Source organism: Novosphingobium percolationis (genome assembly GCF_020179425.1).
Lineage (GTDB): Bacteria > Pseudomonadota > Alphaproteobacteria > Sphingomonadales > Sphingomonadaceae > Novosphingobium > Novosphingobium percolationis.
The window spans coordinates 362,960-376,500 of record NZ_JAILYM010000003.1 but is presented as its reverse complement, the minus strand read 5'-3'; the positions used below and the strand labels follow the sequence as shown (position 1 = coordinate 376,500).

Below are 13,541 nucleotides of genomic sequence, written 5' to 3'. Positions count from 1 at the left end.
CGACAAGCCACGATTGCGCCCACGCGCATGCCGGGCCAAAAGGCGCGCGATGCGCAGCTTCACGCCCTTTCCCGCCCTGCTGACCCTTTCCCTGCTCGCGGGCTGCGCGGTTTCGCCACCAGCCATCACGCCTCCGCCACCGCCCGTCGACTGGGCATTCCAGCACAGCGACCTGGCGCCGGATCCGGCCTTCCGCTTCGGCAAGCTGGCCAACGGCATGCGCTTCGTGATCCGCCGCAACGCCACCCCGCCCGGCACAGCCGTGGTCCGCATGAACGTCGCGACCGGCTCGCTTGACGAGCGCGATGACGAACGCGGCTTTGCGCATTTCGTCGAACATATGGCTTTCAACGGCAGTACCCGCGTTCCCGAGGGCGAGATGGTCAGGCTGCTCGAACGGGCCGGCCTCGCGTTTGGCGCGGACACCAACGCGCAGACCGGGTTCGAACACACGCTCTACATGCTCGACCTGCCGCGCAACGATCCCAAGCTGCTGGACACCGCGCTGATGCTGATGCGCGAAACCGCCAGCGAACTGCGTTTCGATCCCGAGGCGGTGGCGCGCGAACGCGGCGTCGTGCTGTCCGAGCTGCGCGACGGGCAAGGCTATGCGCTTGAGAACATGAAGGACCAGATCGCTTTCCTCTACCCGCAGGCGACCTATCGCAACCGCCTGCCGATCGGCACGGTCGAAACGCTCAACGCGGCGAGCGCGGACAGCCTCAAGGCCTTCTGGCGGCGCGAATATGTGCCGGCCAAGGTCACGCTGGTGATCTCGGGTGAATTCGCCCCCGACGCGGTCGAAACCGCGATCCGCGCGCATTTCGAGGACTGGGGCGCTACGCCGAAAAGCCCGCGCCCCGATCAGGGCAAGGTTCTGGCCGGCCAGAAGGGCCAGACGGACATCTGGATCGCCCCACCCTTGTCCGAACGCGTCACCGCCTCGCGCCACGGGCCGTGGCAAGACGAACCCGACAGCGCCGCCAGCCGCCGCGCGCAACTGTTGCGCCAGATCGGCTATGGCGTGATCAACCGCCGCTTCCTCAGCCTTTCGCGGCAGGTTGCCCCGCCATTCCGGGGCGCGGGCTTCGGCACCAGCGACGTGTTCAGGATCGGGCGCACCACCAATCTGGTCGTCGACACCGAGGACGGCGGCTGGCGCAAGGGCCTGACCAGCGCCGCGCAAGTGCTGGCGCAAGCGCTCAAACATGGCTTCACCCCTGCAGAGATCGCCGAGCAGGTGGCGGGCATCCGCACCGGCATCGAGAATGCCGCCGCATCGGCGCAGACGCGTTCGAACGGCGCGCTGGTCGCTGCCGCGCTGGCGCTAGTGCGCGACGATCAGGTGCCTACCAGCCCGCAGAGCGCGCTCGATCGCTTCAACGCCTTTGCCCCCACCATCACCCCGCAGGCCGTGCTGGCCGCACTCAAGTGGGAGGCGCTGCCGCTGAAGGAGCCGCTGCTGCGCTTCCAGGGCCGCAAGGCGCCCGAAGGTGGGGCGAAGGCGCTCCGCCAGGCGTGGGCCCACGCGAACGGCACCGAGACGGCGCTCAACGACACCGAGGCGGCGACAAGCTTCGCCTATACCGACTTTGGCGCGCCCGGAACGGTGGTGGCCGATGCGACCGATCCGGCGCTCGCCATCCGCACCGTGCGCTTCGCCAACGGGGTGCGCCTGAACCTCAAGCGCACGACGCTGGAGACCGACCGCATCCAGTTGCGCCTTGCCATCGATGGCGGCGAACTGCTCGAAACCCGCGCCGATCCGACCGCGGTGGAGATGACCTCGGTGCTGTCCAACGGCGGGCTTGGCAAGCACAGTCAGGATGCCTTGCAGACGCTGCTGGCGGGCCGTTCGGTCGCCAACGGCATCGTCGCCAGCGGCGATGCCTTCGTCGCTGGCGGCACGACGACGCGACGCGATCTGGAGCTGCAATTGCAATTGCTGGCCGCCACCGTCACCGATCCCGGCTACCGGCCCGAAGCCGAAGTGCTGTTCCGCCAGAACATGACCAACTTCTTCGCCCGGCGCGATGCGACGCCGGGGCTGGCACTGGCGAACGAGTTGGGCGCGGTGCTGTCGGACAACGATCCGCGCTTCACCTTGCAACCGCCCGCCGCTTATCAGGCGCTGACGCTCGCGCAGCTCAAGGACCACATCGGCGACCGCCTTTCCCATGGCGCGATCGAGCTGGCGCTGGTCGGCGATTTCGACGAGGCACAGGCGATTGCGCTGGTCGCCAGCACCTTTGGCGCGCTGCCACCGCGCGAACCCTCATTCCTGCCCCATATCGAGGCGCGCCAGCGCGGATTCACCGCCAAACGCGGCGTGGCGGTGATCCGCCACCAGGGCGCGGCCAATCAGGCCGTCGTGCGCCTCATCTGGCCGACCACCGACGATGCCGACCCGCTGGAGGTGCTGCGGCTGGGCCTGCTGGAAGAAATCGCCGGGATCGAAGTAACCGACAGCGTGCGCGAGAAGCTGGGCAAGTCCTATTCACCGGGCGCGAGTTCGGCGATGTCGCGCGTCTACACCGGCTACGGCACGTTCACCTTGCAGGCTTCGGTCGACGTGGCCGACGTGGCGGCGACCCGCGCCGCCTTTGCCGAAACGGTGCGAGACCTGCTCGCCGCGCCGGTCGATGCCGACGTGTTGCAGCGCGCGCGCGCGCCGATGCTCGAACGGCTCGACAACGCGCTGAAAAGCAATGGCGGGTGGATTGGGCTGGTCGAGCGCGCGCAATCGCGGCCCGACCGCATCGAACGCTTCCAGAAGGCGCGCGAGCGGCTGGCCGCATTGACCATGGCGGACGTCCAGGCGACCGCGCGGCGTTGGCTGGCGGGCCGGCCGGTGACGGTGCTGGTCCTGCCCGAAGGCGTGCCTGCGCCGACCGACTGAAGTCCTAACCCTTCAGCCAGAGGCGCAGGATGCTCGCGACGACGCCGAGCGCCAGCACGCTCGCCAGCCAGATTGCGGCCATCCAGCCGATGCGCTTCCACAAGGGCTGCGCCTCGGCGGCTTCCGCGCCGGTCAGGCGTGGGTCAATGATAGCCATGTTCGCCCACCTTCCCCCGGAACACCCAATAGGCCCAGCCTGTGTAGGCCAGGATCAGCGGCATCACCAAAGCCACCCCCACCAGCATGAAGACCTGGCTACTTTCGGGTGCGGCGGCCTGCCAGATGGTGATCGACTGCGGCACGACATAAGGCCACATCGACACCCCCAGCCCCACCGCGCCCAGCCCGAACAGCGCCAGCGCATAGAGGAACGGGGGCCACTCCTTGCGCCGCTTCAGCGCGCGCAGCAGCAGCGCGGCGATGGTCACGGTGGCGACCGGCACCGGGGCCAGCGCGATCAGCATCGGCATCTGGAACCAGCGCGCGAAGTATTGTCCGGCCAGGAAGGGCGTGGCGAGGCTGACCGCCGCCATCGCCATCAGCGTGGCAAAAGCCGCCAGCCGCGCCTGCGCGAAAGCGCGATGTTGCGCATCGCCTTCCACCTTGATCGCCAGCCAGCACGCGCCGAGCAGGGCATAGCCCGCGACCACGCCCGCGCCGGTCATCAGCGAATAGGGTGAAAGCCAGTCGAGCCAGCCGCCCGCATAGGCGCGCCCTTCCACATGGATGCCCTGCAACAGCGCGCCGAGCGTAATGCCCTGCGCCAGCGCGGCGACGACCGAGCCACCGAAGAACGCCATGTCCCAGAACGCCCGGTGACGCGGATCGCGCCAGCGGAATTCGAAGGCCACGCCCCGGAACACGAGACCGAGCAGCATCGCGATGATCAGCGGATAAGTCGCGGGCAGGATCACCGCGTAGGCCAGCGGAAAGGCCGCGAACAGGCCGCCACCACCCAGCACCAGCCAGGTCTCGTTGCCGTCCCACACCGGGGCAATGGCGTTCATTGCCTGATCCCGCTCTTCCCCAACGCGGTAGAAGGGGAACAGGATGCCGATGCCAAGGTCGAAGCCGTCCATCACCACGTACATCAGCACGGCAAAGGCGATGATGAAGGCCCACACCGTCGTCAGATCGAGATGGACCATCACGCCTCTCCTTCCAGATGCTGGGCAGGTCCGGGGGTGATCCCGGCGCTGCGGATCGGCGCGCGTTCGTCGGCTTCCGGCCCCGTCTCATGCGGATGAGGCACGCCGTGCATCAGCTTGAGAATGTACCAGATGCCGACGCCGAACACCGCGCAATAGACCACGACGAAGGCCAGCAACGAGGCGCCGACCGCGGGCGCGGCGATCGGGCTGCGGCTTTGCGCCGTCGTGAGCAGGCCATAGACGGTGTAGGGCTGGCGGCCGACTTCGGTCGTCACCCACCCGGCGATCACCGCGACGAAGCCCGATGGCCCCATGACCAGCGCCGCGCGATGCAGCCAGGGCCAGTCGTAGAGCTTCTTCGCAGCCCGCGCGGCCAGGCTCCATAGCCCGAGGCCGAGCATCAGGAAGCCGAGGCCCACCATCACGCGGAACGACCAGAACACGATCCACACCGGCGGGCGCTTGTCGGGCGCGATGGTGTCGAGACCTGCGAGCGGCGCATTCGGATCGTGCTTGAGGATCAGGCTCGAAGCCTTTGGAATCCCGATCGCGTAGCGCAGCGTCTGCGCCTTGTCGTCGGGCAGGCCGAACAGGTAGAGCGGCGCGCCGTGCGGGTGGCTCTGGAAGTGACCCTCCATCGCCATGACCTTGGCCGGCTGGTGCTCCAGCGTGTTGAGGCCATGCGCATCGCCCGCGAGGATCTGCACCGGCGCGACGAGGGCGGCCATCCACATCGCCATCGAGAACATCTTGCGCGCATGGGCGTTGGTGCGGTCGCGCAGCAGGTGCAACGCCCCCACCGCACCGACCATGAAGGCGGTCGTCAGATAGGCGGCGATCACGGTGTGGACGAGGCGATAGGGGAAGCTGGGGTTGAAGATGATCGCCAGCCAGCTCGGCCCCGGCAGGAACTGGCCCTGCGGCCCGATCTCGTAGCCGGTCGGCGTCTGCATCCACGAATTGACCGACAGGATCCAGAAGGCCGAGATGAACGTGCCCAGCGCCACCATCAGCGTCGCACTGAAATGCAGGCCCCGGCCCACGCGCCCCATGCCGAACAGCATCACGCCGAGGAAACCGGCTTCGAGGAAGAACGCGGTCAGCACTTCATAGGCCATCAGCGGCCCGATCACCCCGCCCGCCTTGTCGGAGAACACCGACCAGTTGGTGCCGAACTGGTAGGACATGACGAGGCCCGAGACGACGCCCATCGCGAAGACGACGGAGAAGATCTTCAGCCAGTAGCGGAACAGGTCGAGGTAGAGCGCCTTGCCGGTCTTCAGCCACAGGCCTTCCAGAACGGCGAGGTAGCTGGCCAGCCCGATCGAGAAGGCGGGAAAAATGAAATGAAAGCTCACCGTGAAGGCGAACTGCATCCGTGCGAGAACGAGTGCATCAAAGCCCGTGAACACGCGGCTTCTCCCCATTTTCGTATCGTCCGCTCTGCTGGCGGGCACGGCGCGGGCTAGGCTTGCATTAGAAACCGGTAAAGTGAATTGTTTGCAGAGCAAGTGCAGGAATTGCAATGCGTTGCGCCGCATCGGCGCGCGTCCCGGACCGGTCGATCCATCGCGCCGTTCCCCCGCGCTTGCGCCAGCAGCCCCCCACCGCTATCGGCCCGTCCCGTGTCCACGATCATTCCCCTCGCCGACGTTGATCCCGCGCTGATCGAAGAGCTGCTCGATTCGGCGTTCGAGCCCGCGCGCCACACCCGCACCGCCTACAAGGTGCGCGAAGGCACCGAATGGCTGCCCGGCCTGTCGTTCGCCGCGCTGGACGAGGACGAGATGCTGGCAGGCACGATCCAGTGCTGGCCGGTGGCGCTGACCGACGGCAATGGCCGCCGTCACCCGATGATCATGGTCGGCCCCGTGGCCGTGCTGCCCGACCTTCAGGGCAAGGGTTATGGCAAGGCACTGATGACCGCCGCGCTGACCGCGATCGACCCGCGCGCGCCGCTGCCGCAGGTGCTGATCGGCGATCCCGAATACTACGAGCGCTTCTTCGGCTTCTCCAACGCGCATACCGGCGGGTGGAGCCTGCCGGGACCGTTCGAGCAGCACCGCCTGCTGTGCCGCACCGCCAATCCCGCCGTCCTGCCGCAAGACGGCATGTTGGGGCCTTGGCGCGGGTGATCGCTTCTGGCATCGGCTTTTGAACGATGCCCTATACGCCACCCCCCGAACTCGCCTCGCTCAGCCTCGCAGACCTTGCCGCGGAAGTGGCGGCGCGCCGCATCCCGCCGCTCGACCAGTGGGACCCGGCCGAAGTTGGCGACAGCGAGATGCGCATCGCCGCCGACGGGCGCTGGTTCCATCAGGGCGGCGAAATCCGTCGCCCGGCGATGGTGCGCGCATTCTCGTCGCTGCTGATGCGCGATGGCGCGGGCCAGCACTGGCTCAAGACCCCATTCCAGCGCCTGTCGATCGCGGTCGAGGATGCCGCCTTTCTCGCCACCGACATGGAAGTGCGCACCGATGAGCAGGCCCGCGCGGTGTTGGCCTTCCGGCTCAACAGCGACGACGTGGTGCTGTGCGGGCCGAACCATCCCTTGCGCGTGGCCGGAACCGCGGAGGTGCCCGCCTTCTACCTCGCCGTGCGTCATGGCACCGAGGCTCGGCTGAACCGAAGCACTTATGGCCAGCTGATCGACCACGCACTCGCGGTCTCCAGTGCCGACGCGCTCGCGGTGGCAAGCATGGGTGCCACTTTCGCGCTGGTGCCCGCCGCATGACCAGCCCCTTGCTCGCGCGGCTGACGCGTCTGTTCGATGAAGGCCATGCCCGACCGTTCGCCCCCGCCTACGAGGATTTCCGCCCGATCCCGGAAACCGGCCTGCGCCCTGCGGCCGTGCTGATCGCCGTGACCGAACGGCCAGATCATCCCGAAGGGCCGGGCGTCCTGCTGATCCACCGCCCTTCGCACATGCGCGCGCATCCGGGGCAGGCGGCGTTTCCCGGCGGCAAGATCGATCCCGGCGAAACCCCGATCGAGGCCGCCTTGCGCGAAGCCAACGAGGAACTGGGGATCGACCCGCGCGACGTGCAGGTGATCGGCGCGTCCGACCAGTACCGCACCGGCACCGGCTATGACATCACCCCGGTTCTCGCCATGGTGCCACCCGACCTGCCGCTGCAGCCCAACCCCGCCGAAGTCGCCAGCTGGTTCGAACCGCCGCTGGGGTTCCTGCTCGATCCCGCCAACCAGCAGCATCGCCGCGTCGACTGGCAGGGGCGCGAGGTCGGCTATGTCGAGATCCTGTGGCGCGAGCACCGCGTCTGGGGCGTGACCGGCGGGATCATCGCCAACCTGACCCACCGCATGCGCTGGCATTCCTGAGATGACCACCCTTCCCCCCGCACCATGGACCCAACGCGCCGATCTCGCCGAGCTTGTTGTCGCGCTCGACCCTGCGGGCGAGGGCACTTGCCGCTATGTCGGCGGCGTGGTGCGCGACACCCTGCTGGGAATCGTGGCCAAGGACATCGACATGGCGACCACGCGGCTCCCTGAACAGACCTTGGAACGACTGGCCGCAGGCGGGATCAAGGCCGTGCCCACCGGCCTTGCCCATGGCACCGTTACCGCCGTGCTGGCAGGCGGGCCGGTCGAGATCACCACCTTGCGCCGCGATGTCGAGACCGATGGCCGTCACGCCACCGTCGCGTTCAGCACCGACTGGCAGGAGGACGCCGCGCGGCGCGACTTCACCATCAACGCGTTGTCGGCCGATCCTCGCTCACTGGTGGTCTACGACTACTTCGGCGGGCTGGACGATCTTGCCGCGCGGCGCGTGCGCTTCATCGGCGATGCCGAGACGCGCATCCGCGAGGACTACCTGCGCATCCTGCGCTACTTCCGTTTTCAGGCGCGGTTCGGTTCGCTACCCGCCGATGCGCAAGCCGAAGCCGCCGTGCAGGCGCTCGGCGCGGGGCTGAAAGGCCTCAGCCGCGAGCGCATCGCCGCCGAGCTGCTCAATCTGCTCGGCCTGCCCGATCCCGCCCCGACGCTGGCGCGGATGGCGGAACTGGGCGTGCTGGCACAAGTGCTGCCCGAAGCCGAGCCTGCGCCGCTGGCCGCGCTGGTCGCCGCCGAAGCGCGCGCAGGCGCCGCGCCCGATGCCTTGCGCCGTCTTGCCGCGATCCTGCCCGCCGATCCGCAGGCGGTCGATCAGGTCGGTGCGCGGCTGCGGCTGTCTGCGGCGCAGCGCAAGCGGCTGGCTACCGCCGCCGCACGCACCGGGGCAGAGACGAGCGCGGAGGCGCGCGCGCTGGCCTATCGGATCGGGATGGACGAAGCGCGCGACCGCCTGCTGCTGGCGGGCGAGAGCCTTGCACCGCTGGCCGGCTGGCAACCCCCACGCTTCCCGCTCAAGGGTGGCGAAGTGGTCGCGCGCGGCGTCAGCGCAGGTCCCGCGATCGCCCGCACCTTGCGCACGGTGGAAGACGGCTGGATCGCGTGCCAGTTCAACGACGCGCAGATCCCTGCGCTGCTCGACGCGGCACTGGCAGGCTGATCAGCGCGCCAGCAGAATGTAGGCGGCAACCGCGATGATCATCACCGCGAAGATCGAGCGCCCAAGCTGCGGATGGGATGCGAGCCTGCGCGACAGGGGGATCGCGATGAGCGTCCCCGCCGCACCGCCCGCCACCAGTGCTGCGAACAGCGACCACGCCACCTGGCCCGACAGCGCGTAGGACGCACTCGTCGCCGAACCGAACAGCGCGACCGAGACCAGCGACGATGCGCCCGCATTGGCCAGCGTCATGCCGGTCGAGGCCATCAGTCCCGGCGCGATCAGGAAGCCGCCACCGATGCCGAAGAACCCGGCGGCGAGGCCCGTCAGCATGCCCACCGGCGCGAGCTTGAGCACCATGCCAGGCTGGAGATGGACATCGGGATCGCCTTCGCTGCGCTTGGGGCTCAGCATCGACACCGCGATCGCGATCATGGCGAAAGCGAACCACGAGAGCAGCGCCTTGCCGTCCACCTGCTTGGCCAGATGCGCACCGATCAGCGAGCCGGTCACGCCGGACATCGCAAAGACGCTGGCACAGGGCCACTTGACCTTGCCCGCCCGCGCCTGCGCAACAAGGCCGGTGGCGGCGTTGACCGCAACCGCCGCCGCCGAAGTGCCTATCGCGACGTGGGTATCCGCCACGCCGACGACGTAGATCAGCCAGGGCGTCGCCAACACCGATCCGCCGCCGCCGAACAGCGTCAGCAGCAGGCCGACGATGGTGCCGCCCACAGCGCCGAGCGCAAGGCTTTCCCAGCCCATGGCTCAGGCTCCTGCGACGGAGGTATTGGCCGGGCTGCGGCGGTTCCACGGCGCAAGCATCAGCACGCGCGCCATACCGCAAGTGCCGGTGACGCCCGCGAACGTCAGGCCCGCGCCGACAAAGGCCGACAGGCCGAGCCAGCCGGGCGCGACCAGCAGGCTGAGGATCACGCCGGTCAGGATCAGCAGCCCCGCGGTGATCTGCACCTGCCGGTTGAGTTCGAGCGGCGCCTTGCGGTCCTGCGCCAGCGGCAGGCCCGCCTTCGCCCACGCATCCAGCCCGCCCTGCATCACGAAAGCCTCACCCGCCACGCGCGTGGCGAGGCGATCGCAGGCGCCTGCAGTGCGCATCCCGCTGCGGCAGGTGAAGATCACCTCGGCATCGGGTGCGACGGACAGATGCGCGGCTTCGAGCCCGGACAGGGGATAGGACAGCGAGCCCGGCACGTGGACGCGGGCAAATTCATCGCTCTCGCGCACGTCGACGAGCACCGCGCGGCCTGCGACGATGCGGGCGCGGACGTCTTGCGGGGAAAGCGGGCGAAGCGTGGCAGTCATGATCGTTCCTTCGGTATGCCTGATGCTGTTTATATTACTTGAATCTAAATTAGCAAGGTCTATTATAAAACCAAAGGAGACCAACATGCCCGCCGAGTCCGCCGCCCGTCCGCAAGTCGAAGCCTTCTTCGATGCGGCCACGTTCACCGTGACGTACCTTGTCCATGACCCCGCAACGCGCATCGCCGCGATCATCGACCCCGTGCTCGATTTCAGCGCGCGCAACGCGCGCATCGCCACGCGATCGGCCGATGCGCTGCTCGATGCCGTGGCGCAGCGCGGGCTGACGCTCGCATGGCTGCTTGAAACCCACGCGCACGCCGACCATCTCTCCGCCTCGCACTACCTGCGCGAAAAGACCGGCGCGCCCGTGGTGATCGGCGCGCGCATCACCGATGTGCAGCGCACCTTCGCGCCGCTGTTCGAAGCCGACGACGTGACGCCCGACGGCAGCCAGTTCGACCGGCTCGTGCAGGAAGGCGACGTGCTGCCGCTGGGCTCGCTGGAGATCCAGGTGCTGCACACGCCCGGCCACACCCCGGCCTGCGTCACCTATGTGATCGGCGATGCGGCGTTCGTCGGCGATACCCTGTTCATGCCCGACTATGGCACCGCGCGCAGCGACTTCCCCGGTGGCAGCGCCGAACAGCTCTACCGCTCCATCCGCCGGATTTTGGCGCTGCCGGGCGAAACGCGCGTGTTCGTGGGCCACGATTACCTGCCCGAAGGCCGCACGATCTATGCTTGGGAAACCACCGTGGCGGCGCAGGCGGCGGACAATGTCCACATCCACGACGGCGTGAGCGAGGCCGACTATGTGGCGCTGCGCCATGCCCGGGACGCGCAGCTCGAAGCGCCGGTGCTGATCCTGCCTTCGCTGCAGGTGAACATCCGCGCAGGCGCGCTGCCGCCCGCCTCGGACAATGGCACGCGTTACCTGAAGTTGCCGATCAACACGATCTGAGGACGCACTCTTACCCCACCCGGACCTCGCGCCACTCTCCCGGCGCGAGGCGGTCCAGCGTCCAGTCGCCGATGCGCCAGCGCACCAGCCGCAGCGTGGGCAGCCCCACCGCCGCCGTCATGCGCCGCACCTGCCGGTTGCGCCCTTCGCGGATGGTCAGCGAAATCCATTCATCGGGCACCGACTTGCGAAAGCGCACCGGCGGGTCGCGCGGCCACAGGTCGGGCGCGGGGATGCGCTCGGCCTCGGCGGGAAGGGTCATGCCGTCCTTCAGCCGCACGCCCCGGCGCAACTGGTCGAGCGCTTCGTCGCTGGCCACGCCTTCCACCTGCACAAGATAGGTCTTGGCTGTCTTGAAGCGCGGGTCGGCGATGCGCGCCTGCAAGCGGCCATCGTCGGTCAGCAGCAGCAGGCCTTCGCTGTCGCGGTCCAATCGCCCCGCCGGATAGACGCCGGGCAGCGTGATATGATCGGACAGCGTGGCGCGTGCTTCGCCATCGGTGAACTGGCTGAGCACGCCATAGGGCTTGTTGAACAGGATCACGCGGGCCATGCCCCGCTCTAATGACAAAACGCCCGCGCGCAAAAGTGTTCTTCGATGGTGGCTGCCGCCCCAACCCCGGTGCGATGGAATGCGCGGTGGTGCTGGGGGGCGAGATGCTGGTCCGCACCGATCTAGGCCATGGATCGAGCCACGAAGCCGAATGGCTGGCACTGGTGGAGGGACTGCGGGTCGCACGCTCACACGGCCTTGCCGATGTGGTGCTGCTGGGCGATGCGCTGGCGGTGATCGCCGTGGTGAACGGCAAGGCAAAGCCGGTGGCAAGCGCCGCGCATCATCTCGCCACATTCCGCGAACTCGCTACCGATGCGCGGGTCAGCGTGCGCTATGTCCGCCGCGCACAGAACCTCGCGGGCGTCGCGCTCAACCGGCGACACCCGCGCTGATCCTCCTGTTCAGGCCGCGCCGCTCACCTTGGCCTTAACATCGGCGCGCAGTTGGTCCTTGCGCACCTTGCCGCTGGCCGTGCGCGGGAAGTCCTCGACGAACTCGAAGCGCTCGGGGATCTTCTGCTTGGCAAGGCCGCTTGCGCCGACATGCGCCGCGAGCGCAGCCGCGTCCGCTTCGCCCGACAGGATGATGTAGGCGCACACGCCCTCGCCCAGCCGCTCGTGCGGCATGGCGACAATGCTCGCCTCCTTCACCGCCGGATGGGTGTGGAGCACGTCCTCGATCTCCTTGGCCGAGATGTTCTCGCCGCCACGGATGATCAGGTCCTTCTTGCGCCCCGTGATGGTGATCGCGCCATCGGCGGTCAGCGTGCCGAGGTCGCCGGTGCGGAAATAGCCGTCGCTGGTGATCGCCTCAGCGGTTTGCTGCGCGTCGGCATAGCCCATCATCATGCCAGGGCCGCGCGCGAGGATCTCGCCTTCGCTGCCCGCAGGCACGTCGTTGTCGTCATTGTCGACGATGCGCACCGTATAGTCGATGACCTCGCCGTCGGTGGTCGCGGCCAGATGCTCGTCGTGCGGCCAGCCGAACGTCACCAGCGGAACTTCGGACGCGCCGAACACGCGAAATGCCTTGCAGTTGTCGAACGCGGCGTTGGCCGCCGGGATCAGGTCGTTCGGCACCGCCGCACCGCCGCAGGCAAAGAAGCGGAAGCTGGGGATGCCCGTGCCCGCCGCACGCGCGGTCGCTGCCAACTCGACCAGGAACGGGGTCGCCGCCACCGTGCCGACCAGCTGGTGCTGCTCGATCAGCGCGAGCGCCTCGGCAGCGTTCCACGCCTCCATCAGCACCGAGCGGATACCGCAGATCAGCGGCGCCTCCAGCCCGTTGGCATAGCCCGAAACGTGCGTGACCGGGGACGGCATTAGCGTCGCCTCGCCCGCCTTCAGCCCCCAGTGTTCGCCGCTTCTGGCGACGATGCGCTGCAGGGTGACATGGCTGTGCAGCACGCCCTTGGGCCGCCCAGTGGTGCCCGAAGTGTAGAGCACCATCTTCACGCCCATCGGATCGACCGAGGGCCGCGTGAAGCCCAGCGCGCGCCCTTCGGCCACCAGCGTGGCAAAATCGTCCGCGCCTTCACCGCGCACCGTGAACACGTGGGCCAGATCGGGCAGCGCGGCCTGACAGCGACGCGCCATCGCGGCATAATCGACCTTGCGATAGACCTGCGGCACGAAGATCGCGCGCGCCCGGCAGTCGCCCAGCATCATCGTGACTTCGGCATCACGGTAGATCGGCACGATCGGGTTGACCACCCAGCCGCCCAGCGCGGCGGCAAGGTTGATCGCCGCGGCCTCGCGCCAGTTGGGCACCTGGAAGGCGATGACCTCGCCCGCCTTCAGACCGCGCGCGGTCAGCGCCGCGGCCAGCGCGGTCGCCTCCTCCAGCAGCGTGGCGAAGGTGTACTGCCCCTCGCCATCGACCATGCACACGAAATCGGGATCGCTGCCAGCGCGCGCGACGGCGTGATCGGCGATAGTCGCCAGCGAGAAATCGCCCGCATCGACGAAGGCCTGCTGATGCGGGGCGGGAATCGGAAGCCACTCCCAGGGCGGCGTTATGGTTTCGCTCATGGTCCGGTTCTTCCGCGCGGTGGGGGTTTGCCTCAATTGGCCAAAGGAACAGGCCCACCTGCCAAGTGTCACAGCTTGGCCCGACGCGCAGGGGCGGGCATT

14 protein-coding genes are annotated in these 13,541 nt (G+C 68.3%); 7 read left to right on the top strand and 7 right to left on the bottom strand.

Annotated features, from left to right (window positions below; genetic code table 11):
- Positions 1-49 precede the first annotated feature (49 nt).
- Complete coding sequence (locus K3A84_RS10260; RefSeq protein WP_225009249.1) at positions 50-2,899, top strand: M16 family metallopeptidase; 2,850 nt, start codon at positions 50-52, stop codon at positions 2,897-2,899.
- 4 nt (positions 2,900-2,903) lie between these two features.
- Here K3A84_RS10260 and K3A84_RS10255 read toward each other — a convergent pair whose 3' ends face one another.
- Genes K3A84_RS10255 through K3A84_RS10245 form a run of 3 tightly spaced genes read right to left on the bottom strand, consistent with a single transcriptional unit; the run spans position 2,904 to position 5,462 of the window.
- A complete protein-coding gene (locus tag K3A84_RS10255; RefSeq protein ID WP_225009248.1) occupies positions 2,904-3,056 on the bottom strand; it encodes a DUF2474 domain-containing protein in 153 nt (50 codons plus the stop codon).
- Positions 3,043-4,047, bottom strand: coding sequence for a cytochrome d ubiquinol oxidase subunit II (gene cydB, locus K3A84_RS10250; protein WP_225009247.1), 1,005 nt, complete (start codon positions 4,045-4,047; stop codon positions 3,043-3,045). The genes K3A84_RS10255 and cydB overlap by 14 nt, the downstream gene beginning before the upstream one ends.
- Positions 4,047-5,462, bottom strand: coding sequence for a cytochrome ubiquinol oxidase subunit I (locus K3A84_RS10245; RefSeq protein WP_225009246.1), 1,416 nt, complete (start codon positions 5,460-5,462; stop codon positions 4,047-4,049). Before K3A84_RS10245 ends, cydB begins: the two co-directional genes overlap by 1 nt.
- A gap of 213 nt (positions 5,463-5,675) precedes the next feature.
- Here K3A84_RS10245 and K3A84_RS10240 point away from each other — a divergent pair, with 213 nt between their 5' ends.
- The 4 genes from K3A84_RS10240 to K3A84_RS10225 are packed head-to-tail and all read left to right on the top strand — an operon-like array spanning position 5,676 to position 8,566.
- A complete protein-coding gene (locus K3A84_RS10240) occupies positions 5,676-6,185 on the top strand; it encodes a GNAT family N-acetyltransferase (protein ID WP_225009245.1) in 510 nt (169 codons plus the stop codon).
- 26 nt (positions 6,186-6,211) lie between these two features.
- Positions 6,212-6,784 (top strand): DUF1285 domain-containing protein, encoded by a 573-nt coding sequence (locus tag K3A84_RS10235; protein ID WP_225009244.1) that lies wholly within the window; start codon positions 6,212-6,214, stop codon positions 6,782-6,784.
- On the top strand, positions 6,781-7,389 hold the full coding sequence (locus K3A84_RS10230) for an NUDIX hydrolase (protein WP_225009243.1): 609 nt from the start codon (positions 6,781-6,783) through the stop codon (positions 7,387-7,389). Before K3A84_RS10235 ends, K3A84_RS10230 begins: the two co-directional genes overlap by 4 nt.
- A 1-nt stretch (position 7,390) precedes the next feature.
- A complete protein-coding gene (locus tag K3A84_RS10225; RefSeq protein ID WP_225009242.1) occupies positions 7,391-8,566 on the top strand; it encodes a CCA tRNA nucleotidyltransferase in 1,176 nt (391 codons plus the stop codon).
- On the opposite strand, the gene K3A84_RS10220 is transcribed toward K3A84_RS10225, so the two are convergent.
- On the bottom strand, positions 8,567-9,331 hold the full coding sequence (locus tag K3A84_RS10220; protein ID WP_225009241.1) for a sulfite exporter TauE/SafE family protein: 765 nt from the start codon (positions 9,329-9,331) through the stop codon (positions 8,567-8,569).
- 3 nt (positions 9,332-9,334) lie between these two features.
- Positions 9,335-9,889 (bottom strand): rhodanese family protein, encoded by a 555-nt coding sequence (locus K3A84_RS10215; RefSeq protein WP_225009240.1) that lies wholly within the window; start codon positions 9,887-9,889, stop codon positions 9,335-9,337.
- An 85-nt stretch (positions 9,890-9,974) separates the two neighbouring features.
- Between K3A84_RS10215 and K3A84_RS10210 the strand changes: the two genes are divergently transcribed.
- Positions 9,975-10,853, top strand: coding sequence for an MBL fold metallo-hydrolase (locus K3A84_RS10210; protein ID WP_225009239.1), 879 nt, complete (start codon positions 9,975-9,977; stop codon positions 10,851-10,853).
- Positions 10,854-10,863: 10 nt separating this feature from the next.
- Here the strand turns inward: K3A84_RS10210 and K3A84_RS10205 are convergent, their stop codons facing one another.
- Complete coding sequence (locus K3A84_RS10205) at positions 10,864-11,406, bottom strand: pseudouridine synthase (protein WP_225009238.1); 543 nt, start codon at positions 11,404-11,406, stop codon at positions 10,864-10,866.
- Positions 11,407-11,417: 11 nt separating this feature from the next.
- Here K3A84_RS10205 and K3A84_RS10200 point away from each other — a divergent pair, with 11 nt between their 5' ends.
- On the top strand, positions 11,418-11,801 hold the full coding sequence (locus tag K3A84_RS10200; RefSeq protein WP_225009237.1) for a ribonuclease HI: 384 nt from the start codon (positions 11,418-11,420) through the stop codon (positions 11,799-11,801).
- 9 nt (positions 11,802-11,810) lie between these two features.
- Here the strand turns inward: K3A84_RS10200 and K3A84_RS10195 are convergent, their stop codons facing one another.
- Positions 11,811-13,439 (bottom strand): AMP-binding protein, encoded by a 1,629-nt coding sequence (locus K3A84_RS10195; protein ID WP_225009236.1) that lies wholly within the window; start codon positions 13,437-13,439, stop codon positions 11,811-11,813.
- Positions 13,440-13,541: the final 102 nt, after the last annotated feature.